General features: G+C 64.1%; 18 protein-coding genes and 1 tRNA gene. 5 read left to right on the top strand and 14 right to left on the bottom strand.

Going from position 1 to position 25,052, the window contains the following annotated elements; all coding sequences use genetic code 11:
• Window positions 1-189: 189 nt before the first annotated feature.
• From LPJ38_RS21630 to LPJ38_RS21620, 3 genes are all read left to right on the top strand, one after another.
• Window positions 190-1,356, top strand: coding sequence for an efflux RND transporter periplasmic adaptor subunit (locus tag LPJ38_RS21630; protein ID WP_145642840.1), 1,167 nt, complete (start codon window positions 190-192; stop codon window positions 1,354-1,356).
• Complete coding sequence (locus tag LPJ38_RS21625; protein ID WP_145642838.1) at window positions 1,353-4,499, top strand: multidrug efflux RND transporter permease subunit; 3,147 nt, start codon at window positions 1,353-1,355, stop codon at window positions 4,497-4,499. The genes LPJ38_RS21630 and LPJ38_RS21625 overlap by 4 nt, the downstream gene beginning before the upstream one ends.
• Window positions 4,500-4,563: 64 nt before the next feature.
• The gene (locus LPJ38_RS21620; protein ID WP_167520808.1) at window positions 4,564-5,133 is read left to right on the top strand and encodes an invasion associated locus B family protein; all 570 of its coding nucleotides are present in this window, start codon (window positions 4,564-4,566) and stop codon (window positions 5,131-5,133) included.
• A 9-nt stretch (window positions 5,134-5,142) separates the two neighbouring features.
• Here LPJ38_RS21620 and LPJ38_RS21615 read toward each other — a convergent pair whose 3' ends face one another.
• The 10 genes from LPJ38_RS21615 to LPJ38_RS21570 all read right to left on the bottom strand — a co-directional run bounded on the left by LPJ38_RS21615 (window position 5,143) and on the right by LPJ38_RS21570 (window position 18,566).
• On the bottom strand, window positions 5,143-5,505 hold the full coding sequence (locus LPJ38_RS21615; RefSeq protein ID WP_167520807.1) for a DUF1428 domain-containing protein: 363 nt from the start codon (window positions 5,503-5,505) through the stop codon (window positions 5,143-5,145).
• 294 nt (window positions 5,506-5,799) lie between these two features.
• Window positions 5,800-5,988 (bottom strand): hypothetical protein, encoded by a 189-nt coding sequence (locus LPJ38_RS21610; protein ID WP_231088375.1) that lies wholly within the window; start codon window positions 5,986-5,988, stop codon window positions 5,800-5,802.
• The gene (locus tag LPJ38_RS21605; protein ID WP_231088374.1) at window positions 5,985-11,150 is read right to left on the bottom strand and encodes a DUF4082 domain-containing protein; all 5,166 of its coding nucleotides are present in this window, start codon (window positions 11,148-11,150) and stop codon (window positions 5,985-5,987) included. Before LPJ38_RS21605 ends, LPJ38_RS21610 begins: the two co-directional genes overlap by 4 nt.
• A 421-nt stretch (window positions 11,151-11,571) precedes the next feature.
• Window positions 11,572-11,645 (bottom strand) — tRNA-Gln (locus LPJ38_RS21600).
• Window positions 11,646-11,860: 215 nt separating this feature from the next.
• A complete protein-coding gene (locus LPJ38_RS21595) occupies window positions 11,861-12,832 on the bottom strand; it encodes a Bug family tripartite tricarboxylate transporter substrate binding protein (protein WP_167520685.1) in 972 nt (323 codons plus the stop codon).
• Window positions 12,833-12,896: 64 nt separating this feature from the next.
• Window positions 12,897-14,027 carry an iron-containing alcohol dehydrogenase gene (locus tag LPJ38_RS21590; protein WP_208750619.1) on the bottom strand — a complete coding sequence of 377 codons (1,131 nt, stop codon included), beginning with the start codon at window positions 14,025-14,027 and terminating at the stop codon, window positions 12,897-12,899.
• A gap of 13 nt (window positions 14,028-14,040) precedes the next feature.
• Window positions 14,041-15,078 carry a 4-hydroxythreonine-4-phosphate dehydrogenase PdxA gene (gene pdxA, locus LPJ38_RS21585; RefSeq protein WP_145640244.1) on the bottom strand — a complete coding sequence of 346 codons (1,038 nt, stop codon included), beginning with the start codon at window positions 15,076-15,078 and terminating at the stop codon, window positions 14,041-14,043.
• Window positions 15,075-16,181, bottom strand: a complete 1,107-nt coding sequence (locus tag LPJ38_RS21580) for a four-carbon acid sugar kinase family protein (protein ID WP_145640242.1) — start codon at window positions 16,179-16,181, stop codon at window positions 15,075-15,077. Before LPJ38_RS21580 ends, pdxA begins: the two co-directional genes overlap by 4 nt.
• Window positions 16,178-17,623 (bottom strand): FAD-binding oxidoreductase, encoded by a 1,446-nt coding sequence (locus tag LPJ38_RS21575; protein WP_145640239.1) that lies wholly within the window; start codon window positions 17,621-17,623, stop codon window positions 16,178-16,180. Before LPJ38_RS21575 ends, LPJ38_RS21580 begins: the two co-directional genes overlap by 4 nt.
• Window positions 17,624-17,645: 22 nt before the next feature.
• Entirely contained in the window at window positions 17,646-18,566 is a 921-nt protein-coding gene (locus tag LPJ38_RS21570) for a dihydrodipicolinate synthase family protein (RefSeq protein WP_167520684.1), read from the bottom strand.
• Between the two features lie 124 nt (window positions 18,567-18,690).
• Between LPJ38_RS21570 and LPJ38_RS21565 the strand changes: the two genes are divergently transcribed.
• Both LPJ38_RS21565 and LPJ38_RS21560 read left to right on the top strand, forming a co-directional pair.
• Window positions 18,691-19,524, top strand: coding sequence for an IclR family transcriptional regulator (locus tag LPJ38_RS21565; protein ID WP_145640237.1), 834 nt, complete (start codon window positions 18,691-18,693; stop codon window positions 19,522-19,524).
• Between the two features lie 93 nt (window positions 19,525-19,617).
• Window positions 19,618-20,349, top strand: coding sequence for a DUF3750 domain-containing protein (locus LPJ38_RS21560; protein WP_145640235.1), 732 nt, complete (start codon window positions 19,618-19,620; stop codon window positions 20,347-20,349).
• 22 nt (window positions 20,350-20,371) lie between these two features.
• On the opposite strand, the gene rnz is transcribed toward LPJ38_RS21560, so the two are convergent.
• The 4 genes from rnz to LPJ38_RS21540 form a co-directional block, all read right to left on the bottom strand.
• Window positions 20,372-21,274: a ribonuclease Z gene (gene rnz / locus LPJ38_RS21555; protein WP_145640233.1), complete on the bottom strand. Its 903-nt coding sequence runs from the start codon at window positions 21,272-21,274 to the stop codon at window positions 20,372-20,374.
• A gap of 28 nt (window positions 21,275-21,302) precedes the next feature.
• On the bottom strand, window positions 21,303-22,163 hold the full coding sequence (locus tag LPJ38_RS21550; protein ID WP_231088373.1) for an antibiotic biosynthesis monooxygenase: 861 nt from the start codon (window positions 22,161-22,163) through the stop codon (window positions 21,303-21,305).
• Window positions 22,164-22,294: 131 nt separating this feature from the next.
• Window positions 22,295-23,692: a guanine deaminase gene (gene guaD / locus LPJ38_RS21545; protein ID WP_145640231.1), complete on the bottom strand. Its 1,398-nt coding sequence runs from the start codon at window positions 23,690-23,692 to the stop codon at window positions 22,295-22,297.
• 15 nt (window positions 23,693-23,707) lie between these two features.
• Complete coding sequence (locus LPJ38_RS21540) at window positions 23,708-24,925, bottom strand: multidrug effflux MFS transporter (RefSeq protein ID WP_145640229.1); 1,218 nt, start codon at window positions 24,923-24,925, stop codon at window positions 23,708-23,710.
• Window positions 24,926-25,052 lie beyond the last annotated feature (127 nt).

Genomic DNA, 25,052 nt, shown 5'->3' with positions numbered 1-25,052 from the left:
GGAAATGCAACGCTGCGCACGACCGTGCCAGCGATTGCTCCAAGCAGTGCAAAGCTTTCCAATTGTTTAGGATTCTCGACCGATAGTGCTGTTTACACTGGAACTTGGCGTGTATTATACAAGCGCGCTGGAACCGTATGATTGCCCCATAATTCGTAAGTCTAGGGCACAAGAGCCGACAGCGACGATATGAAAAAGTCCCGGCCGATCCTCTGGATTCTGATCATCGCGGCCGTGGCCTCCGCAGGTTACTATGGGTGGGAGAAATTCGGCTCGGCCGGAACGACCCGGACAGCACAGAAGGCGCCGCCTCGCCCATCCGCCATTCCTGTCAGCGTCGCGCCCGTCCAGAAGACTGATTTTCCGGTCTACCTGACCGGTCTGGGTACGGTTCAAGGCTTCAATACCGTCCAGGTCCGCAGCCGGGTCGATGGTCAGATCAACAGGCTCGAATTCAAAGAAGGCCAGATCGTCCAGCAGGGCGACCTTCTGGTCTCGATCGATCCCCGGCCCTATCAAGCCGCGCTTGACCAGGCCAAGGCCAAGAAGGCGCAGGACGAGGCGAACCTCGCCAACGCCAATCTCGAGCTCCAGCGCGCCATGAAGCTTGGCGAATTCTCCACCGCACAGCGGGTCGACACCCAGCGCTCCACCGTCGCTCAGCTCACCGCCCAGATCGCCGGCGACGAGGCCGCGATCGTCAACGCCCAGACCCAGCTCGACTACACGCAGATCAAGGCGCCGATCACGGGCGTCGCTGGGCTCCGCCAAGTGGACGTCGGCAACATCGTCAACGCCTCGACGCAGACGGGCATCGTCACGATCTCACAGGTCGAGCCGATCTCAGTGATCTTCACGGCGCCAGAGGACCAGCTCCCCTATATCAGCGAAGGCCAGAAGGCTGGCGCGCTCAAGGTCATCGCCTTCACGACGGACGGTAAGAAGACGCTGGCGGAGGGCAAGCTCGCCGTCATCAACAACCAGGTCGACACCACCAGCGGGACGATCCGGCTCAAAGCGGTGTTCGAGAACAAGGACCACGCGCTGTGGCCGGGGCAGTCCGTTTCGACGCGGCTTCTGGTGCGGACGCTGAAGGATGCCACGGTGGTTCCCGATGATGCGGTCCAGCATTCGACGAATGGTCTTTACGCTTATACCGTCAATCAGGACAACAAGGCCGAGCTACACAAGATCAAGGTCCGTTATGCCATCGATGGACGTTCGGTCGTCGATGAAGGCCTCACCCCCGGGCAGCAGGTCATCACCGGCGGTCAGTTCAAGGTGCAGCCCGGAAGCGTCGTCTCGACAGCGGTGGCGAGTTCGGATCCGGCCCAGAAAAAGGTTCGACAGGAATGATCGGCGGCGGGATTTCGGCACCTTTCATCCGTTATCCCATCGGCACCTCGCTGCTGATGGCCGGCATTCTGTTCGTCGGCCTCGTCGCCTACCCCCTGCTGCCGGTCGCGCCGCTGCCGCAGGTGGACTTCCCGACCATCCAGATCACCGCCAATTTGCCGGGCGGCAGCCCCGAGACGATGGCCTCGTCGGTGGCACAGCCGCTCGAGCGGCAATTCGCCCAGATTCCGGGCATCGCCCAGATGACCTCGACGAGCTATCTGGGCACGGCGTCGATCACCATCCAGTTCGACCTCAATCGCAGCATCGACGGCGCCGCCAACGACGTCCAGGGTGCCATCAACGCGGCCAGCGGCCAGCTGCCCAAGAACCTGCCCTCGCCGCCGACCTATCGCAAGGTCAACCCGGCGGACGCCCCGATCCTGCTGCTGTCGGCAACTTCCGACACGCTACCTCTGACCAGCGTCAGCGACGCCGTCGACGCCCAGCTCGCCCAGCAGATCAGCCAGCTCTCCGGCGTCGCCCAAGTCTTCATCGGCGGCCAGCAGAAACCCTCGATCCGCATCCAGGTCGACCCGGCGAAACTCGTCGCCAAAGGCCTCTCGATGGAGGACGTGCGCAGCCAGATCGCCATCACCACCGTCGATAGCCCCAAGGGCAATATCGACGGCCCCAAACGCGCGTACACGATTTACGCCAACGATCAGCTCACCGACGCCAAGGACTGGAACGACGTCATCATCGCCTATCGCAATGGCGGCCCGCTCCGCATCCGCGACATTGGCCAGGCGGTCAGCGCCGCCGAAGACGCCAAGCAGGCGGCCTGGGCCAACGGCAAGCGCGGCGTATTCCTTGTCATCTTCAAGCAGCCCGGCGCCAACGTCATCGAGACGGTGGACCGCATCAAGGCCACCCTGCCCCGACTGGTGGCCGCCATTCCGCCCGCCATCAAAATCGAGCTGATCAGCGACCGCACTGCGACGATCCGCGCCGCGGTCGAAGACGTCCAGTTCACGCTGCTGTTGACCATCGCACTCGTTGTCGCAGTCATCTTCATCTTCCTGCGCAGCTTCTGGGCCACCGTCATTCCCACGGTGACGGTGCCATTGGCGCTATTGGGCGCGTGCGCCCTGATGTGGCCGGTCGGCTATTCGCTCGACAATTTGTCGCTGATGGCACTCACCATTGCAGTCGGTTTCGTCGTCGACGACGCCATCGTGATGCTCGAGAACATCACCCGCTACATCGAAGAAGGCTACTCGCCGATGGAGGCCGCCTTCAAGGGCTCCAAGGAAATCGGCTTCACCATCGTCTCGATCAGCATCTCGCTGGTCGCGGTGCTGATCCCCCTGTTGCTGATGGGCGGTATCATCGGGCGCTTGTTCCGCGAGTTCGCCGTGGTGCTGGCGATGACCATCTTCGTCTCGATGTTCGTGTCGCTGACGCTGACGCCGATGATGGCTTCGCGCTTCCTGCGCGCTCACGGCGAAGTCACCCACGGCAAGTTCTATCAATGGAGCGAGCGCGCCTTCGACGGCTTGCTGCGCGGCTATGAATATGTTCTGGACCACGCCCTCGCCTGGCGCCGCACCACGTTGGCAATCTTCTTCGCGACGCTCGGATTGTCGATCTACCTGTTCGTCCTGATCCCAAAGGGCTTCTTCCCGCAGCAGGACGTCGGCCTGATCACGGCGACTTCCGAAGCCTCGCAGGACATCTCGTTCGCCGAAATGCAGCGGCGTCAGGTCGAGCTCGGCAAGATCGTAATGGAGGATCCCGACGTCGCCACGATCGCGATGAACATCGGCGGCAGCGGCCGTGCCGGCAACAACGGCAACATGTTCATCACTCTGAAGCCGCGCAACGAGCGCGAGGCCTCGGCGCAGCAGATCATCGCGCGGCTGCGCCCCAAGCTCGAGAAGGTGCCGGGCGCGCGCCTCTACATGCAGGCGGCCCAGGACGTCCGGCTCGGCGGCCGTCCGACCCGTACGCAATTCGAATTCACCTTGCAGGACGCCGATCTTGCCGAGCTCAACGAGTGGGCGCCGAAGATCCTTGCCAAGATGCAGACACTGCCGGAGCTGCGCGACGTCGCGACCGACCAGCAGACGCAGGGCACCACGGTCCAGCTCAAGATCAACCGCGACACCGCTTCGCGCTACGGCATCCAACCGCAGATGATCGACGACACGCTGTACGACTCCTTCGGACAACGGCAGGTGACGCAGTATTTCACGCAGCTCAACACCTACAAGGTCATCCTGGAAGTCCTGCCAGAATTGCAGGGCGATCTCGAAACCTTGAACAAGCTCTATCTGAAATCGCCCTTGACCGGCGAGCAGGTGCCGCTGTCGACCTTCGCGACCTGGAGCACCGATCCGGTTCGTCCGCTCTCGATCAGCCACCAGGGCCAGTTCCCGTCGATCACGATCAGCTTCAATCTCGCCCAGGGCGTCGCGCTCGGCCAGGCGACCGAAGCCGTGCAACGGGCGATGGCCGAGCTCGGCACGCCGCCGACGCTCAATTCCAGCTTCCAGGGCACCGCACAGGCCTTCCAGCAATCGCTCGGCACCGTGCCGCTGTTGATCCTGGCGGCTCTCGTCGTGGTCTACCTGATCCTCGGCATCCTCTACGAGAGCTACATCCATCCAATCACGATCCTGTCGACCCTGCCCTCGGCCGGCGTCGGCGCGCTCGCGATCCTGATGGCGGCGGGCTTCGACTTCAGCCTCATTGCATTGATCGGAATCATTCTGCTGATCGGCATCGTGAAGAAGAACGGCATCATGATGGTCGACTTCGCGATCGCGGCCGAGCGTGACGAGCACAAGACGCCGGAAGAATCGATCCGCCAGGCGGCGCTGCTGCGCTTCCGGCCGATCATGATGACGACGATGGCCGCGCTGCTGGGCGGCGTACCGCTGATGCTCGGTCACGGCACCGGCGCGGAGATCCGCCAGCCGCTCGGCTACGCCATGGTCGGCGGCCTGATCGTCAGCCAGGCGCTGACGCTGTTCACGACGCCGGTCGTCTATCTCTATCTCGACAAGCTCAACAACTGGTTCTCCACCTGGGGCCGCTCGGGTAACGGCGAAGGCGACGAGACGCCCGCACACGGCACGGTCAAGGAAGCCGCCGAGTAAGCTTGCGCCGCGCCTCCCGCGACGCTACAGCGGGACTTTCGGTTCACGCCAACGCGGTTTCGCCATGCTCATGCAATCCAGACTTGCCGCCCTCGCCGCCGCCGTCCTGTTGTCGACCGGCGCCGCGTCTGCCCAGCAGGGCGCCAAGAAGAACGCCGCTCCTGCTGCACCGGCCGCGCAGCCCGCGGCTGCCCCGACGCAAGCGCCGGCGGACGGCACACCGGGACAACCCGGCTGGATCGTGCGCTGCACCAGCCCGAGCCGCGACGCGCCGCTCGAATGCGCGATGGAGCAGAACGCGGTGCTGACCAAGACCGGCCAGACCGTCATCCTGATCAACATCCGCATCGCGCCCGATACACGCACGCCGATCGCGCTGCTTCAGTTGCCGCTCGGTCTCAACCTGCCTGTCGGCGCCAAGCTCCAGGTCGACGAGGGCAAGTCGTTCGATCTCCAGATCCAGACCTGCGAGAACCGCGGCTGCTACGCCTCGACGCCGGTCGCGCCCGACCTGCTCGCCGCCTTGCGGTCGGGCAAGCAGCTCAAGGTCTCCTTCCAGAACATGGCCAAGGAGACGATCGCGATCCCGATGCCGCTGAACGATTTCGCGGCGGCCTACGACAAGATCAAGTAAGGGGTATCATCAGGTCACGATGTCGCTCGCCCGGAGCAGCGTCGTGAAGCCGCCATAGATCATGCGCTTGCCGTCGAACGGCATGCCGTCCATCTTCAGCCGCGGGTCCTCCATCACCTTCTTGTTGATGGCGTCGCGGCTCTCCCTGTCGCGATAGACGATCCAGGCGAAGATCACGACCTCGTCCTCCTTCGCGATCACCGCGCGTGGGAACGAGGTGAGCTCGCCATAGGGAACATCGTCGCCGATGCATTCGACATAGTCGAGCGCGCCGTGCTCCATCCAGATCGCGCAGGCTGTCGTCGCCATAGCCTTGTAGGCTTCGATGTTGTCCTTGGGCACGGCGAGTACGAAACCATCGACATAGGGCATCACGGAACTCCTTGCGTTGTGTGATCTAAGAACGATCGAGTGTCCCGCGATCCGACTCGGAAAGGCGATTTTCAGGTGAGGCAAACGGTCGCGAGCGGCAGCGCGGCCACGAACGTCCCGGGAGCGTCCGGCTCGATCATAAAACTAAAGCTGTATCAGCCAATTAGATTGCTTGTGGGATGGCCCCATGGGACGAGCAGATCCGTAACTTAATTGCTCTGCGATTGACTGCAACTTTGTATTCGCACTCGATCGAGGGACACCGCGCGATGGCGTGTCCCCTTGCGACACTCATCAGAAGGACGGCGCCGCAAGTCCGAGCGTGCTGGCAGACGTGGTCGAGGAGTCCACACATCGCCGGATCGTGCCATCGTACACATCGGCACCGTAGATCGAGCCATCGGGCCCCTTCTGCAGGTCGACGATGCCGGGAATGCCGGAATCGACGACCTGGACATTGGTGACCTGTCGGCTCGCGTTCAAGGTGGCAGCGTAGATGTTCCCATTGAGGACATCGTCGAAGAGCAGAGTGTTCTGATTGTAGAAATCTCCCGCGGTGATCGCAGCGGCATTGTCCGGAGCGCCGTGGCTGCGCGACAGGATGGGGAAGACGGCAGGCAGGTCCGACGTATTGTTGCGGTTGCCATTGTTGTAAAAACTGATCGCCTGCGAAAGGTCTTGGTAGCTGCCGGTCCGGTCCGGCCCGGCCCTTCCAGGTAGGGCCACCCGAAATTCGAGCCAGCCGGACCGGTATTGATCTCTTCATAGGTGGCCCAGCCCACGTCTCCGAACACGGGCAGATTGGTGACCGGATCGAAACTGAAGCGGTAGGCGTTGCGGACACCATAGCCGAATATCTTCGACTGATTGCTGTTCGGATCACTGGCCTGGTAGTAGGGGTTGCCGGGCACGCCTTCGCCCGTGGTCGGATCGACCCGCAACATCTTGCCCGACAGATTGTGGATGTCCTGGACTCGCACCGCGCGAGGGTCAGCGAAATTATATGACGTGCCGTCGCCCACGGTGAGGTAGAGATAGCCGTCGGGACCAAAATGAACGGCACCGATGGAATGGGAGTCGCCGTCCGTCGCTAGATAATCGCGAATGTTCTGATTCTGAATCCCCGCGTGGTTCGGATCGTTATCCTGCGGTCCGGACTCTATCTGGCTGGCGGGTGCCGTTATGGTGGTGCCGTTGACGATACCTGATGGAGGAATGTTAGGATCGCCGTTGCTGTTGACGTCGGGCCGGCTCGTATAGGCCCAGATGCTGTTCTTGCCGACCAGCACGATTCCGCTCGCCGGATCGGCAACCATGGTGGCGGGGTTGACAGTTACCCTGACCAGACGAGAAGGTCGGTTCCCGGCCTGATCGCGTGCTGCGAGTCCCGTTTGGCCCGCCGTTTCGGGTGGATCGTAGGTGTAGAGCAGATAGACATAGGGATTGCTGGCGAAATTCGGGTGGATCGCGATCCCCAGTAGTCCGCGATCGCCGAACTCATTCACCTCGCTAGAAAGGTTGATGAGCGGCGTCGACCGCAGTGTGCCGTTGTCCACCACGCGCACCACACCGCCCTTCTGCGCAACCAGCATGTAGCGGCCGTCGGGAGTCCAATCGATCGCCGTTGGCTCGCTCAACCCGGTCACAGCGGTCTGGCGCGTCAGACTCCCGATATTGAGACTGTCGTTGTCGAGGATACTTACGGTGGTGGTCGTCTGTGCGCCGAGAGCGGCACCCGTTGGATTGCTCAAGGTGACGGTGAAGCTCTCGTCGGCTTCCCCCGCCGAGTCGTTGATGATCGGGACCGAGATGGTCTGGCTGGGTTGGCCGGCGGCGAAGGTGACGGTGCCCGACGATGCCGTGTAGTCCGATCCCGCGAGCGCACTGCCGTTGCTCGTTGTGAACTGGATCGTGGCGGGTTGATCGATGCTGCCGTTACGCAACAGCGTGAGGGTCGCTGAAGGCGTGGTCTCGGAGACGCTCACCGCCATGTCCGCCATGGAGATGGTGGAGGGTGAATCGTCGTCGACGACGGTCACCAGCACCGTCCGGGGCACTCCCAGCGAGCCGGATGCGGGATTCTGAAGGCCGACGGCGAACGTCTCGCTGCCCTCGACGAGTTGATCGTTCACGATCGAGACGGTGAAGCTCTTGGTGCTCTCGCCAGGTCCGAAGACAACCTGGCCCGTATTCGCTCGGCCATTGAACGTAGGTTGGATAAAGTCCAATCCAGCCTGCGCCGCCCCGGCGCTGCCGATCTCATTCGTCGTGTACTCCACAGTCGTTTGCGACTGCAGATCGCCTGATCGCGTGACTGTGATGGTTGCTGTGCCCGCCGCTTCACTGACGTAGATCGTCGCATTGTTGGCCAATGAGATGATGGCCGCTGGAACAAACACGACGTCCCGGAAGTAGTTCTCGTTTTGGTAGACGAGGCTCGGGAAGGCGCCCTCAACGTCGTTGTAGACGCCGGCGCCTGCCGGTGCGCTCAGCCCGCCATTGGTGATGGGTGAGGCGAAGCCCTGCGGGGTGACGGCATAGTAGCTGTTGGTGTTGACGGAGACCACGTAGGTGGTGCCGGCGGTGATGGTCAGCGGCGTGGCGAGCGCCTGCTGCTGCCAGCCCGATGCGCCTTCGTTCGTGAACGTCACCGTCGCCAGCTGCTGGCCCGTGGACGACCAGATGTACCCCACATGCGTGCCCGTCTCGCTGGGGGACTTGTAGAACCGGATCGCCTGGATCTGTCCGGGATTGGCGCTGGTGAAGCGCATCCCGATCTCCCAATCCACCCCTGGCCCGTCGGTGAAGTTCGGTTGGGCGGGCGTCTGTGTGGTGAAGAGACTCGTGGGATCGGAATTCGCAGCCGCAACCGGCGCCGTTGCCGCGCTCGTCACGTTCTCGCCCGTGCCGAGCTGGTCGGTGTAGGCGGCACTGACCCGGATCCGCTTGCCGACGAGGCTGCTGTCGAGGGTGAGGCTCGATCCGGTGGCGGCGAGATTGGTCCAGGCGCTGCCGTCAGGACTGCTCTGCCAGACATAGCCGATCGTCGCGGGCACGCCGTCGGGATCGGTGATGCTGGCCGTCAAGACCTGGTTCTGGGTCGCGGTGCCGTTGATCGCGACGGCGCCGGCGTCGTTGACGTTGGCGACCGCCGTGGCGGTCGCGGGGCTCAATGGAGTCTCGCTGCTGCCCTGGAGGTCCGTATAGGTGGCGATGGCACGCACGAAGCTGCCGACCTGGGCCTGCCCAAGGACCAGCGTGCTCGCCGTCGCGCCGCCGATGTTGGTCCAGGTGCTGCCGTTCGCACTCTGCTGCCACTGATAGGTGACGGCGGCTGGCACTCCGTCCGCATCGCTCACCGTCGCCGTCAACGTCTGGCCCTGCGTCGGTGTCCCGCCAACACTCACCACGCCCGGGCGATTGTTGGGACTTGACGATCCGGAAACAAACACGACGTCCCGGAAGTAGTTCTCGTTTTGGTAGACGAGGCTCGGGAAGGCGCCCTCAACGTCGTTGTAGACGCCGGCGCCTGCCGGTGCGCTCAGCCCGCCATTGGTGATGGGTGAGGCGAAGCCCTGCGAGGTGACGGCGTAGTAGCCGTTGGTGTTGACGGAGACCACGTAGGTGGTGCCGGCGGTGATGGTCAGCGGCGTGGCGAGCGCCTGCTGCTGCCAGCCTGATGTACCTTCGTTCGTGAACGTCACCGTCGCCAGCTGCTGGCCCGTGGACGACCAGATGTACCCCACATGCGTGCCCGTCTCGCTGGGGGACTTGTAGAACCGGATCGCCTGGATCTGTCCGGGATTGGCGCTGGTGAAGCGCATCCCGATCTCCCAATCCACCCCTGGCCCGTCGGTGAAGTTCGGTTGGGCGGGCGTCTGTGTGGTGAAGAGACTCGTGGGATCGGAATTCGCAGCCGCAACCGGCGCCGTTGCCGCGCTCGTCACGTTCTCGCCCGTGCCGAGCTGGTCGGTGTAGGCGGCACTGACCCGGATCCGCTTGCCGACGAGGCTGCTGTCGAGGGTGAGGCTCGATCCGGTGGCGGCGAGATTGGTCCAGGCGCTGCCGTCAGGACTGCTCTGCCAGACATAGCCGATCGTCGCGGGCACGCCGTCGGGATCGGTGATGCTGGCCGTCAAGACCTGGTTCTGGGTCGCGGTGCCGTTGATCGCGACGGCGCCGGCGTCGTTGACGTTGGCGACCGCCGCGGCGGTCGCGGGGCTCAATGGAGTCTCGCTGCTGCCCTGGAGGTCCGTATAGGTGGCGGTGGCACGCACGAAGCTGCCGACCTGGGCCTGCCCAAGGACCAGCGTGCTCGCCGTCGCGCCGCCGATGTTGGTCCAGGTGCTGCCGTTCGCACTCTGCTGCCACTGATAGGTGACGGCGGCCGGCACTCCGTCCGCATCGCTCACCGTCGCCGTCAACGTCTGGCCCTGCGTCGGTGTCCCGCCGACGCTCACCACGCCCGGGTGATTGTTGGCGGTCACGACCAGCGGGGTGGCTGCGCTCGTCCGGTTGGTTTCCGCCCCCCCAAGCTGGTCAGTATAGCTGACGAGCACGCGGACTTGCCGGCCGACCTGTGCGGATTGCAGCGTCAGCGTGGCTCCCGTGGCATTCGCGATGTTGCTCCAGGTGCCATTGATCAATTGTTGCCAGCGGTACGTTATCGAAACGTTCGTTAGGCCGTCACGATCGGTGACGTCGGCCTTCAGCATCTGGCCTTGAACCGGCGTGCCCGTTGTGGCCACGACGCCTGCATCGTTGACGTTTGCGATGGCCGTTGTCGCTGCGCTGGCGACGGACTGAGCGCTGCCAGCGGCGTCAGTGTAGCTAACGACGGCCCGGACGCGCATCGCAACCTGCGCCTGCGTGAGTGTTAGCGCCTTGCCCGTTGCGCCCGCAGCGATATCGCTCCATGTGACGCCGCCATCCGAACTCTGTTGCCATTGGTATCCAATGGGAGTCCCCGACGGGAGGCCGTCGACATCCGTTACGCTTGCAACGAGGACTTGGTTCTGCGTCGAGGTGCCACTCAAGGAAACGACCCCGATGTCGTTACCAGCAGGGTTGGTCGCGACGATCACGGGAGTGGCGGAGCTCGTTCGATTGGACTCAGACGCACCTAGCTGATCCGTATAGGTTACGCGAACCCGCACCTGCCGGCCAACTTGCGCGGCTTGAAGCGTATAGGTCGCCCCTGTCGCTTGCGAGATGTTGCTCCAGCTTCCGTTGATCAGCTGCTGCCAGCGATAGCTGATCACCACGTTCGCCAATCCGTCCAGATCGGTGACGCTCGCAGTCAGCGTCTGCCCCTGAACCGTCGTGCCGACGATGCTGGCCACGCCCACATCATTGAGGTTGCCGACGGACGCAGTCGCGGGGCTGAAGTCTTGCTCTGCGTTTCCCGCGGCATCAGTGTAGCTCACGCCGGCGCGGACGAGCCTGCCAACGTATGCCTGCTGCAATGTCAGGGAACTCGCGGTTGCTCCCGCAATGTCGGTCCAGCTCACGCCACTGTCGGCGCTTTGCTGCCACTGGTAAGCGATGGGTGCCCCCACTGGGATGCCATCGACATCCGTGATGCTTGCAGCCAGAGTTTGATTCTGAGTTGACGTACCGCTGAGAGAAACGACGCCTGCAACCATGACGCCCTCACGCATTATGAAAATTTTTAGAAAACAAACAAAAAGATTAGCTCCGTTCTGTACGATGTGTAAAGCAAGCGGGGACAGCCCCAAGTTGCAGCGCTAACAGAAGATGCCGTCCGTTGAACACAGCTACGCTGCCGTTGCCGTAACAACGGGTGAGCTCAAGCGGGAGTCGCAGTTTGCATGATTTTGTGATTGTTGTGAGTGCTTTCCTCCATTTTCCGGCCTAGGACGGCGGCGCTCCGTACTCGTGTGACGCACCACGATGCGAGCCAGACGGTCGAGCGATTCCGCGACACAACGACGCATGATGGGCTAGCACTGCAAGTTCGTTTGGAGATGCGTGAGCACACGGCCGCTTAGAGGCGTTTCATGCGAACCGTGAGCGCCTGAAGGTGCTGGTGATGTTGTGGGCCGGTGGCTGGGGAACCTGGATTCGAACCAAGACAAACAGAGTCAGAGTCTGTTGTGCTACCGTTACACCATTCCCCAAGGAAGAGTCGAACAAATTCAATGACTTGCTGATTTGCCCGACTGTCGCCGGAAGCGCGTTTGGCGCAAATCACGGCTCAGGCGTGGCAGCGTTCTACCTGCTCGGCCCTGGGCTGGCAAGCGCTCCAGTGAATGGGTCGTGTCTCCTCAACAGCTGCAGGAGACCCGACCATTCAGACGCCCCGCCGGCGAGTTGCGCGCAGCGACGTTGGCACCTAATCCAGCTTGATGTTCGCGGCCTCGATCACTTTCTTCCATCGCGCCGTCTCCGTGGCGATGTAGGCCGCGAACGGCTCGGAGTCGAGCGCGACCGCGGTGGCGCCGAGCTCGGCCATCTTCTGTACCGTCTCCGGCTGCTGCATGAAGGCGCGGATCTCGGCCGAGAGCTTCTCGACGATCGGCTTCCGCGTCCCCGACGGCACGAAGAAGCCGTGCCAGGCGACGGCCTCGAAGCCCGGCAGAAATTCGGCAACGGCGGGAACTGCCGGATCGAAGTTGGCGCGTTTCGGAGTTGCGGTCGCGAGCATCGCGAGCTGCCCGGTCTTCACTTGCGGCAGCAGCAGCGGCACGTTGTCGAAAGCGAGGTCGATCTGGCCGCTGAGCAGGTCGGTCAGCATCTGGCTCGAGCCCTTGTAAGGCACGTGCACCATGTTGGTGCCGGTCATCTGCTGGAACAGTTCGGCGGCAAGATGCTGCGACGTGCCGACCCCGGCCGAGCCGAACGAGATCTTGTCCGGATTTGCCTTGAGATAGGCGATCAGCTCCGGCACCGTGCGCGCCTTGATCTTGTTGGGATTCACGACGAGAACGTTGGGCACGACGCTGATCTGGGCGACCGGCACCAGATCCTTGTCCGGCTGGTAGCTGAGCTTCGGACCATAGAGCGACGGATTGATCGCGAGCGCCGACGTGCTGGCAACGCCGAGCGTGATGCCATCAGGCGCCGACTTCGTCAGCCGCGTCACGCCGAGGATGGAGCCGGCGCCGCCGACATTCTCGACCACGAAAGGCTTGCCGAGCTTCGCCTGCAAATGGTTCGAGACCATGCGGGCGAGGATGTCGGCGGTGCCGCCGGCAGCGAAGGGAACGATCACCGTCACCTGCTTGGAGGGATAACCGTCCTGGGCCTTTGCCGGCGAGGCCGCCAGTAGCACGAGTGAGGCAAGAACAAGCCACGTCGATCTCATCGCAGTTTCCTCTGTTTTCAATGTTATTGATTGGTAGCCGCGCGCGAGCGAGCGGCGGAGAGGGCTAGAACGCGACTTCGTACATGTTCAGAATCGCATCCCGGCCGAGGTCGCGCGGATTGTTGTCGAGCAGGCGGCGAATGGCGTGCGCCTCATCCGCCATCACCGCGAGATCGTTGCGGGGCACGCCGAGCGCAGACAGCCGCATCTCGATGCCCAGATCGGCGCAGAACTTGTAGGTTGCGTCGAACGCCGGCTTTGCATCGCCCCGCTCCGGCAATCCAAGCGCCCGGAGCACTGCGACGGTCTTCGCCTCCACCGCCGGCATGTTGAAAGCCAGCGTATGCGGGAAGATCACGGCGCAGGCGAGACCATGCGCCACGTGGTGACGCGTGCCGAGTGGATAAGCGACCGCGTGACCGGCAGTGGTGTTCACCGGTCCGAGGCAATAGCCGCCATAGAGCGAGGCCAGTGCCAGGCCCGCACGCGCCTCGCGATCGGCGCCGTCGGCCACTGCCCGCGTGAGATACTGCCCGACCAGCCGCGCACCTTCGAGCGCGTAGAGGTCGATCGTCGGATGCGCCTTACGGCTGGTATAGGCCTCGACACAATGCGCCAGCGCGTCGACGCCGGTCGCCGCCGTGACTTCTTTCGGCACTGTCATCGTCAGATCGGGATCGACGATCGCGATGTCGGCCAGCATGAAGCGGCTCTGCACCGCCTGCTTGTTCTGGCTGACGGGATCGGTGACGAGCGCGCGCGTGCCCGCCTCGCTGCCGGTCCCCGACGTGGTCGGGATCTGCATCAGCGCTACGCTGCGGCCGGCCACCTTCTCCGGCCCGACGATGTCCGCGAAGGCCTCATCGCTCGTGCACATCACCGCGACCAGCTTGGCCAGATCCATCGCGCTGCCGCCGCCAAACCCGACGACGAGGTCTGGCTTGGCCTCACGCGCCATAGCCACCGCCTTTTCCAGGTTGGGCAGGTCCGGCTCCGGCTTCACTTCGCCGAACACTTTCACCGTGCCCGGCAGCGCCAGCGTGTCGACACGGCGGGCGTTGAAAGCGTCGGAAATCACCAATGGCCGTTTTGCGCCAATCCGTTCGGCGAAGCGTGCCGCAGCGGCGATCGTGCCGCAGCCGAATTCGAGGACGGTTGGACGAAGGATCTCGATGGGCGAGAAGGCATTGGTCATCGTACGCTCGGTCTCATGACTTGGTTGCGGAGGCGCCAGCGGCCAGCCGTTCGGCATAGTCGATGGCCTCGATCAGGCTGTGCTCGTTGGCAATGCCCTTGCCGGCGATGTCGAAGGCGGTGCCGTGATCGACGGAGGTACGGATGATCGGCAAACCCAGCGTGATGTTGACGCCGGAGAGCTCCTGCCAGAGACCGGTGGCGGGATCGACCTGGAAGCCGAGCAGCTTGACGGGGATGTGTCCCTGATCGTGGTACATCGCGACCGCGGCATCGTACTGGCCCGCGCGCAGCTTGACGAAGATGGTATCGCCGGGCACCGGGCCGACGACGTCGAGCCCGTCGGCGACCGCCTTGGCGATCGTCGGTGCCGACACATCGATATCCTGCCGGCCGAACAGGCCGCCCTCACCGGCATGCGGATTGAGCGCGGCAATCGCGATCTTCGGCCTGGCAATGCCGAGCCGCCGCAACGCGTCGTTGGTGAGGTCGATCACCATGCGCAGGCGCTCCGGCGTCAGGCGTTTCGGCACATCCTCCAGCGCGACATGGGTCGAGACATGGCTGACGCGCATGTTGCCATGAGCAAGCAGCATCACCGAGCCGCGCACGCCGGTGAGATGCGCGAGCATCTCGGTATGGCCGGGGAAATGATAGCCGGCCTTGTTGAGCGCTTCCTTGTTGAGCGGAGCCGTCACGATGGCGGAGGTCCGTCCCGCCTGCGTCAGGCGCACGCCCTGCTCGATCGCCTTGTAGGCAAAGCGGCCGCCGTCGGCGCTGAGCACGCCGGGCTTGATCGGCTCGCCTTCGGCGTCGGCCTGGAGGAAGCACAGATTGGGCCAGTCGCGATCCTCGTTGCTGACCTCGGGGATGGCGATGTCGGCGCCGAGTGCCGTCCTTGCACCATCAAGCGCCGCGCCGCTGCCGATGATCAGAAGGCGCAGATCGCCCTTTGCGATCCGGTCCTTCAATCCGACGCAGGCCTTGACGATGATCTCCGGCCCGATCCCCGCGGGATCGCCCATGGTGATGGCAAGATGCCGAGAGGTCATGTCGGACTCCCCATGTTGAGCAAATGATTGTCCCGGAGCAGATCGCGCCAGAGCGCGCTCGGCCCGAATGCACCGGACTTCGACACCACGTCCACGCCGGACCACCGGCCTCCCTGCAGGATCGAGCGCGGCAAGCCCGGCACTATACGTCCCGTCACCTGGAGCGCATGCGCACCGAGGGCGACGCATGCGGCCTTCAGCGTCTCTCCACCGGCAACGATCAACGTGCCCGGCGGTTCGAGCGCCGAGATCAGCGTCGTCATTTCGCGCGCGATCCGCCGCGCCGCCTCGGCGCGAGTGAGCCCTTCCGCGAGTGAGAATTTGACCAGCGCCACGCCGTCATCGGCCAGCTTGCGCCGGACGGGCGCGGCGCCCTCACCTTCCGCGAGCGCGATGGTCGCCGCGCCGCACGCCGTCAGCTGAGACGCAGTCGCAGGCTGGTCCGACCCGAACAACCCCAGTACCGGCAGCTTCAATTGGCCTGGCGCATCGGCGCGATGGCTACGGGCGAGTGCGCCGGCGAGACCGCCGCTGCCGCACCACAGCACAGGCCCCGGCATGCGCTGTCCCATCGCGACGATCCGATCGAGATCGATGTCACTTTCGGCATCGAACACCTGGACGCCGCCCTGCGATAAAGTATCGGCCCGGCCCTGCTGCGCCGCGATGCCGTCTTGCCGCAACTGGGCCAGCAGATTGTCACCGACGCGGTGCCAATCGCCTTGCACGGTGCGCGCGAATTGCTGGCCCCCGACGGTGCGGCGCCCCTGATAGTCGAAGGCTGGCGCGACCACGCAGGATGCCCAATCGCCGCCGCGCAGGCACGCGCCGAGCTCGGCCGCCCACGCCCCACGAAGGAGGCTATCGACCTTTTTGTACGGGATCGTCGCTCCGCGAAGCTGCGGCGCCAGCCGCGCTACGATCTCGATGCTCTCGGCCTTCGATCGCTCGCGCGTCCCGCTATCGATCGCAAGGCTCGGAGAGGACGATGCGACGGCCGCATCCGGCCAGGTGACGTCGAACGGTCCGCACAGGCCGACGAACTCCGCCGCGGTGTCGAGCGCACCGGTGAGATCGTCGGCGAGCAGGCGGACGCTCGTCATCGTCGCGAACCTTCGGCGGCGAAGATCTTGCCCGGGTTCATCAGACCGTCCGGGTCGAGCAATTGCTTGATCTTGCGCATCAGATCGATGTCGAGTGGACCTGTGACGCGGGCGAGCCGGCCACGATTGGTGATGCCGATGCCGTGCTCGGCACTGATCGCCCCTCCCTGGGCTGCAGTCTCGTCGTCGACGATTTCATTGATCTCGGCCACCAAAGCGGCCGTTGCAGCGGGCTCCTGGCAATACGCGCGGTCGATCAGGGCGATCACGTGGATGTTTCCGTCGCCGATATGGCCGTGCATCACCACGTTCGCATGCGGAACCGCGGCCTTGATCCGGGCTTCGACATTCGTCACGAAGGCCGCCTGCCGCTCCAGCGGCACCACGCTGTCATGCGACACCACATAGCCGCTGCGCTTGTTGCCTTCGGACACGCTGTGCCTAACGGCCCAGATCGCCTTGGCCTGCGCGAGATTGGAGGCGAGGATGACATCCTCGGCGAGCCCTGCCTCCATTGCCTCGGTCAGCACAGCAGCCAAGGGCTCATCGAGGTCGACGCCTGCGAGCGTATCGGTCAGCTCGACGATCAGATACCAAGGCGTCGTCAGCTCGAATGGGATCGTCACGTGCGGCACGGTCGCGGCGATGGCCTCGATCTGCGAGCGCGACATGATCTCGAGGCTGCCGAGCCGGTCGCCGACCGCGCCGCGCAGGCGCGCCATGATCTCGAGCGCCTGCTCGACACCCTGCAGTTTGAGCAGCGCCAGCGCCGAGCTGCGCGGCGGCGCGAACAGCTTCAGCACCGCAGCGGTGATGATGCCGAGCGTACCTTCCGCGCCGATGAAGAGCTGCTTCAGGGCGTAACCCGTGTTGTCCTTGCGCAGCGCACGCATGCCGTTGAACACGCGCCCGTCGGGCAGCACGACTTCCAGCCCGAGCACGAGATCGCGCGTCGGGCCGTAACGCAGCACGGCCGTCCCGCCGGCATTGGTCGAGATGTTGCCGCCGATCTGGCAGGAGCCCTCGGCGCCCAGGCTCAGGGGGAAATACCGATCGACGCTACGCGCTGCGTCCTGCACTTCGGCAAGAATACAGCCGGCTTCCATCGTGATCGTGTTGGCGAGCGGGCTGACGTCGCGCACGGCGCGCATCCGGTCGAGCCGGATCACGACATTGCCCGCATGATCGTCCGGCGTCGCGGCTCCGCACATGCCGGTATTGCCGCCTTGCGGCACGATCGCAAGGCGTCGGTCAGCGCAGTATTTGACGACGGAAGCGACTTCGGCGGTCGAGCCGGGCTTCACCACAGCGATCGCGCGGCCGTGATAGCGTCCCCGCCAGTCCACCACATAAGGATACTGGTCCGCTCCAGTGGCGATGACGTGCTTGTCGCCGACGATTGCGGCGAGATTGGTCAGCGCATCCTGGAAGGAGTCGAGCATCGGATCGCCTCGCCGGCTGCGCCTAGAAGGCGGCTGCGAACGCGGCGGCATTCGCCAGCAGCGTTTTCAGCTGGTCGGGCTGCAAGGACTCCAGTGGCGGCCGCAGACGCTGCCATCCGGCGTGCTTGGTGCGATCGGCCGCCAGCGCCTTCAGCGAAGCCATCTGGGGAAACTGCGAGACCAGCTCGCGGGCTTTCACGATGCGCGCCTGCGCCGCCTTGAGGGCCGGATCGTCATCGCTGTCGCGACAATGCTTGTAGACATAGGCAAGACTGCGCGCGACGACGTTGGAGGTCGCGGTGATGCATCCCGCCCCGCCCTTGCGCAGTAGCGGCAGCATCAGCGGATCGGCGCCGCCGAGGACGGCGAACCCGGGGAAGCGCTCCACCATCGCCGTCATGTTGGCGAAATCGCCGGACGAATCCTTGATGCCGGTGAACGTGGCCGGATAGGCCTTGCGCAACCGCTCGATCAGCGCATGCGAGATCGGCTGCGCCGACATCTGCGGATAGTGATAGAGGACGACTTTCAGGCGCGCATCGCCGATACGCTGCACAACTTCGCTGTAGGAAGCATAGACGCCGTCATCGCTGACGTTCTTGTAGTAGAATGGCGGCAGCATCACCACGCTGTCGACGCCGACCGAGAGCGCATGACGCGTCAGTGCGATGGTGTCGGTGAGCGCGGCAACGCCGGTGCCGGGCAGCAACTGACTCGGCTTGATGCCGCCGGCGATCGCGGCCTCCAGCAGCGCGGTACGTTCGGCGATCGAGAAGGAGTTCGCCTCCCCGGTCGTGCCCAGCAGCGCGATGCCGTCGCAGCCTTCGTCCAGAAGATAGCGGCAATGCTCGACGAAACGCGAATGATCGGGAGCGAGCCCGGCATCGAGCGGCGTCAGTGCGGCAGAGAACACACCATGCGGGTGCAGCGAAGATGTCGACAATAATTCCTCCGATCGCCAGAGCGATGTTGTTCGGAATGCGAACATTTGTTATTCAGTTGACCTGTCGTAAAATCAGCCCGGCCCCGCGTCAAGGGCGATGGCTGTCCTGACGGGACACTCTGGCATGGCCAAGGTCGAAAAGAAGGCCGTACAGCGCAAACCTGAAGCTCGCGCGCAAAGCCCCAAGAATTACGTTGCCTCCGTAGGCAAGGCCTTCGCTGTGCTCAGGAGTTTCAGCAGCGAGGACTTCGAGCTGACCCTGAGTGAGATTGCCGCACGCGCCGATCTCGATCGCGGAACGGCGTTCCGGCTGATCCAGACCCTGGTCGAGCTCGGCTACCTCCAGGCTGTGCCGCAAAGCCGCCGGTTCCGCCTCGGCGTCGCCTGCCTCGACCTCGGCTACACCGTGCTGTCGCATGGATCGCTGCGGACCCTCGTCGAGCCGCTGCTGCGAGAGCTTGTGCCCGGGGTGGGCGATGCGGCTTCGCTCGGCATCCTCGACGGCGGCGATGTGGTCTATCTCGCGCGCGTCGGCGCGGGCCTCGACCGTCACAAGATGGACCGCCGACCGGGGACGCGGATTCCCGCCTACAGCGCCGCGCTGGGGCATGTCATGCTGGCACATCTGAGGCGCGAAGAGCAGATCTCGCGACTGGAGTCACGGCCGCGCGTCAAATTGTCGGAGCGGACGCTCACCGGTCTCGATGCCCTGCTCGCCCGGCTCGATCAGGTGAAGAAGAAAGGCCATGCCGTCTCGGACGGCGAGAACGCCTACGGCCTACGCACGCTGGCAACGCCGATCTTCGATGCGCAGGGCTTGGTGGTCGGCGGATTGAGCGTCACCATCGATGCGGTGCGCATGGACATGCCCGCTTTTCGCGATGCGGCGCTGCCAAGGCTGATACAGGTGACGCAGCAGGTGCAGGATATCGCGATCAAATCGGGATTAACGCGATGAACGCGGGGGCTTTTCGCACATCATTGTGAAAGTGCGAGCTAAACCTATATCGTCGAGGTGTCCTGCCGAACCTGATTTCCCTTGAGAAAATCCGTGCTCATATTTCTGCTGCTGGTCTTCGTGCCGATCGGGATTTCGGCCGCGCGCTATTTCTGGGTCGGGGATGGCCGCGGCAATTGGCAGACCGCGGACCGGTCCAGCGCCGGCCTGCTGCCGCCCGCCGCCTCGCATCCGGAAGCCCTGATCCGGGTCTACGCTGCCCGAACGGTGCGGTGGCGAAGCATCTTTGCGGTCCACACCTGGATTGTCGTCAAGGAGAAGGACGCGGCCAGCTATAGCCGCTACGACTATACGGCCTGGGGGGAACCGATCCGGAGCAATGGTTTCGTCCCCGATGGACGTTGGTTCGGCGCCATGCCGGAGGCCGTCGTCGCCATCGACGGCGCCAAGGCTGAAACGCTGATCCCCAAGATCCGAGACGTCGTCGAGAACTACAGATTTCGAGCATACGGCGATTACAGCGCCTGGCCCGGTCCGAATTCGAACACCTTCGTCCAGGCCGCTTTGGATGCCGTGCCGGAGCTTCACGCGGTTCTGCCCCCGACAGCCATCGGCAAGGACTATCCCTATTCCGGGCGATGGATCGGATTGACCGCCTCTGGCACCGGCTTCTATGCCTCGCTCTCGGGCTATCTCGGCCTGACGCTCGGCTGGGTCGAAGGTCTCGAGATCAACTTCTTCGGCGCCGTGCTTGGATGCGACGTTCGGCGCCCCGCGATCAAACTGCCAGGCATCGGCCGCCTCGGTGTTGCCGCCGGCCTGTGAAGCCAGCCGAGATGACGTCTCGCTAGACGACGATGCGATCGAAGTCGGCCGCGATCCGGGTGCTCGGAAAGATCGCGGCTGCTTCCGCAAGGACCTCGTCGTCCTCATAGCGGCCCGACTGATGCGTGAGCACGAGCTGGCCGATATTGTTTGCCGCGGCAAAGACGGCTGCATCGCGCGCAGTGAGGTGGCCGTAGTCGCGCGCGGTCGACGCGTCGCGATCGAGGAAAGTCGCCTCGATCACCAGCAGATCAGCGTCAGCCGCATATTGTGCCAGACCCTCGGTGGTCTCGGTGTCGCCGATCACGACAAGCTTGCTGCCGCCGCTCGGTGGCCCCAGAACCTCTTCCGGGTTGATCGTTCGATCGCCGATCACGACCGGTCGTCCCGCAGCCAATTCTCCGCGCAAGGGACCGTCGGGAACGCCGAGTGCGGCGAGGCGATCGGGAAAAAGATGGCGGCGCGCGGGACTCTTGAAAGCGAAGCCAAAACTGTCGGTGTCGCGATGGCGGACCGGAAAGCAGTCGATGGTGAAGTCGCCGGCGTCGATGACCTGTCCTTCCGTCAGCGGCGCGAACCCGACGGCGATCGGCGCCCTGCCCGCGCCCCACAGGCCTGCGAGCATGCTGACGACGATATCCAGCGTGCCCTGCCCTCCATGGACAGTCATCGTGTGGGCGGCCTGCCGCAAGCCGAGCGTCGAGAAGAGGCCGGGAATGCCGAGCACGTGGTCGAGATGAGCATGCGTCAGCAAGATGCGGTCGAGCCGCCGGAAGCCTGCGCCACTGCGCAGCAGCTGGCGCTGCGTTCCCTCGCCGCAATCGACCAGAATGCGCTTGCCCGCGGCTTCCACCAGGAGCGCCGGATGGTTGCGCTCCACTGAGGGAACGCTGGCCGAAGTTCCGAGAAATGTCAGGGCGAACATGGTCGTCGCGTACTAGCTGTGGACGATCTCACCGTCCCCAATGCCACGCGAGCAGCAGCGCGTACAGTCCCATTGAGGCGGCATAAAGTGCGGCGAGGAGTGCGTATCCCGCAATCTGACGGCTGATCGTCGCCTTTGGCGTGACCCACCAGTCGAGTGCCCTGAAGGCGGCGGGCACCAACCACCAGCCGAGCAGCTGGGTGCTGACGAGATTGCCGATGAAGAGCGACAGCCAGAGCGGCACGCCGTGACTGTCGATCAGGGGCGCGCTGATGAAAGTGCCCCAGAGATAGACCACGGGATAGAGCACTAGAAGAACGATCAGGTTGCTCTTCCAGATCAGGCTTGGGCTCTGCTCTGGAGACTGCGTCTTGCCGGAAGGAAACCAGAAATTGAAGCCGTAGCTCGCCCGCTTCACGTTCATGCCGGCGTTGAAGCGCTCGCCCTCCTTCAGCAGCGTCTGCCGCAGAGGTGAGTCCAGCCACGCGTTGAGATTGGCATCGCTGTCGAACGACAGGATGATGATCCATTGGTCGTGCAGGCCCGGAATTGGCCGCTCGATCTTATGACGCAGGAATCCCTTGAACTCGGCTTCTGCGGCCTGGATGCGCTGCTGCCATTTCAGGAACGCATCCTCGAGCCCGTCCGGCACCTTGAACGAGATGACGGCGGAAACCCCGTTGTCGCGCTGGACGCCGGTGTCGGGCAGGATATGGACGTCTTCCGAACCGACGAAGAAGCGCTGCACCTCCGCGATGAGCCGCGCCCGCACCTCGCTCTGGAGCCAGGCACGTGCTGCGGCTGCATTGGCGAACCGCAGGATCGTCACCCAGTCGACATGCGCCGGCGGTTGCGGCGGCACCACCTCCTGGCTGAGAAAGCAGGCCATGCCTTGAGCACCTCGCCCACCTCCCCGTTCCACCGCGCAAACGCAGCAAAGCCCTCGTCGGCGATGCGGCGCTGGATGACGAGGGCGACCGGCTGGCCATCGGGACTTGCGCTCATTTGCAGACGTCCGCTTCAGCTCTTCTTGTAGAGACGCTTGCCCATCACCCAGGTCTCGTCGACGCAGCGATCGTCACCGACCATCATGACGGCGAACAGCATGCTCGCGGCCTCTTCCATGGTGCGTGGGCCGGCGCCGTCGGCGATCAGCGACTGGTGCCAGGCTTGTGCGATCTGCCCGCCGTTCGGATCGAGCGCGACGAAATCGGCCTCCTTGCCGGGCTCGAAATTGCCGAGCTTGTCGTCGATATAGAGGCCTTCGGCTCCGCCGAGCGTGATCGACCAGAAACCGCGATAGGGCGAGAGCTTGTTGCGCTCGGCTTCCGCAAGATCCTTACGCGTAGGATCGATGCTGCCGTCGAGCAGCGTGTTGTTGCACATGCCGACCTTGTAGGCGTCGTCAAGCACGGAGATCATCGAGAAGCGGTTGCCGCCGCCGACGTCGGTGCCGAACGACATCTTGACGCGATGCTCGGGATCGGTGGCGCGGCCGAGCCGGAACAGGCCGCTGCCGAGGAACAGGTTCGAGCACGGGCAGAACACCACTGCCGCGCCCTTCTTCGACATTCGGCGAAATTCGTTGTTCGAGAGATAGACGCCGTGACCGCCGGAGAATTTCGGCCCGACCAGGTCGAACTTCTCGTAGACGCCGAGATAGTCCTGGCAGTCGGGATGCTCGACCAGCACGCCGCTGCATTCGGCCGGGTTCTCGGAGATGTGGGTGTTGACCCAGCAGTCCGGATGCTCGTGCTTGAGGCGCTGGCACGCTTTCAGCAGGTCCGGCGAGGCGCCGAAGGCGAAGCGCGGCGTGATGGCGTAGAGGTTGCGGCCCTTGTTGTGATACTGCGCGATCAGCCGCTTGCTGTCGCGATAGAAATTCTCCGGCGTATCGATGAAATCGGCCGGCGCGTTGCGATCGATGCCGGTGAGACCCGCGATGACGCGCATGTTGCGGCGGGCGGCTTCTTCAAACAGTTCCTCGGTCGAGACAGGCGAGGAACTCGTGAAGGCCTGGCAGGTGGTGGTGCCGGAGGCGAGCAGCGCGTCGAGAAAGCGCTTCACGCCCTCGCGCGCGTAGTTGCGATCCCGGTATTTGAGCTCTTCCGGATAGACCCATTTCTGCAGCCACGGCAGGAGCTGCTCGCCATAGGCACCGAGCACGCGGGTTTGCGGCAGATGGATGTGCCCATCGATGAAGCCAGGGACGATGATGCGGTCCTTGATGTGCGTAGTCGCCACGCTCGGATGCGCGGCAGAAATCTTGTCATAGGGACCGAACGCCTTGATGACACCGTCGGTGATGACCATAAGGCCGTCCTGGTGAAAGCGCGCAGCCGCCTGCTCGTTGCCGACGTGCTTCCAGGGGTCGTCGACGAAGTCGAAGAACGTGCCGCGAATACCGACGGTGGTCATGAAGAGGTTCCTCCCTTAATTCGGTGTGGCTTGGCGCGCCGAAGGCAGCGAGATCGCGAGCAGCGTGCCGGCAACAATGCAGAGACCGAGATAGAGCCATCCGAGCGGCGCCTGCGTCGCCTCGGGCAGCACTGCCGCGATCGCCATGGCGCCGCTCACGGCGAGATAGCAGAGCGCGCTGATGAGGCCGCCGATCAGGCCGTGGTCGCGTTCGAACAGACCGAGCGCCATGCCGTACATCATCGGACACAGCACGCCGCAGCCGCCGAGCACCAGCGCGCCGCCAAGCGTGATCGACACGAAACCGAGGCCTAGCGTCAGGCCTGTTACAGTCAAGACCGCAGCGCCGGCGAGGAACAGACCGAACGCGCCGAAGCCCATCATGCGGGGCGGCATGAACCGCGCGAAATGCGCGCAGCCGAGCTCGCCGGCGAGATTCACCCCGCCGAGTCCGAGCGCGACGAGGCCGTAGATCGCCGCGGAATAGCCGAGACCGGTCTGATAGAAGAACGGCGCGACGACGCCGAACGCCAGCTGCGCGCTGGCGGCGGCAGCAAAGACCAGTACGAAAGCCAGGAAGCCCGGACGGATCAGGGCCTCGCGTAAAATACCGGCAGTGCGGCGCGGATCGAACGGCGCGCGACGCTCTACCGGCAACGTCTCGGGCAGGAACAGCACGACGACCGCGGCGACAAGCGCAGCTGCGATGGCAATGACAACGAACACGCCGCGCCAGGACGCCAGCTCGACGATGAAGCCGCCGGCGGCCGGTGCCAGAACGGGCGCAAGACCCCAGGCTGCACCAAGCAGGCCGGAAATCGCCGTGAGCTCGCGTCCACGATAACAGTCGGCTCCGACCGCATAGGCAACGACGAGACAGGTACAGCCACCAACACCTTGCAGGAAGCGCAGCGCGAGCAACAGCGAGGCGCTGGTGGCGAGCGCACATGCGATGCTCATCGCGATGAGCACCGACAGGCCCGCGAGCAGGACGTTGCGGCGACCGAGCGTGTCGGAAGCAATGCCAACCGGCACCAGCGCCAGAGACATGCCGAGCATGTAGGCAGTGACGGTGTTCTGCATCGAGGCCGCGTCAGTGGCGAGATCGACCACCATCTGCGGCAGGCCGGGCGTATAGGCATCGAGCGGAATCTGGCTGAACGGCACGACGCACAAAAGGATCGGCACGATCCCTCGCTTCGCGCGATCGGCGTCCGACGCAATTGCAGTCATGGCTCACGCCCCCTCGATGCCCGCGAGCCCCGTCTTTTCGTGCACGCAATGAGACACGATGCAGGTTGCAGGTCTTGACGCGGGGAACGTGCCAGAACTGTGTGTAAAAACTCTTAGGAGGTCCCGT

This window comes from Bradyrhizobium daqingense, from assembly GCF_021044685.1.
Classification (GTDB): Bacteria; Pseudomonadota; Alphaproteobacteria; order Rhizobiales; family Xanthobacteraceae; genus Bradyrhizobium; species Bradyrhizobium daqingense.
This window is presented reverse-complemented; position numbering and strand designations above follow the sequence as displayed.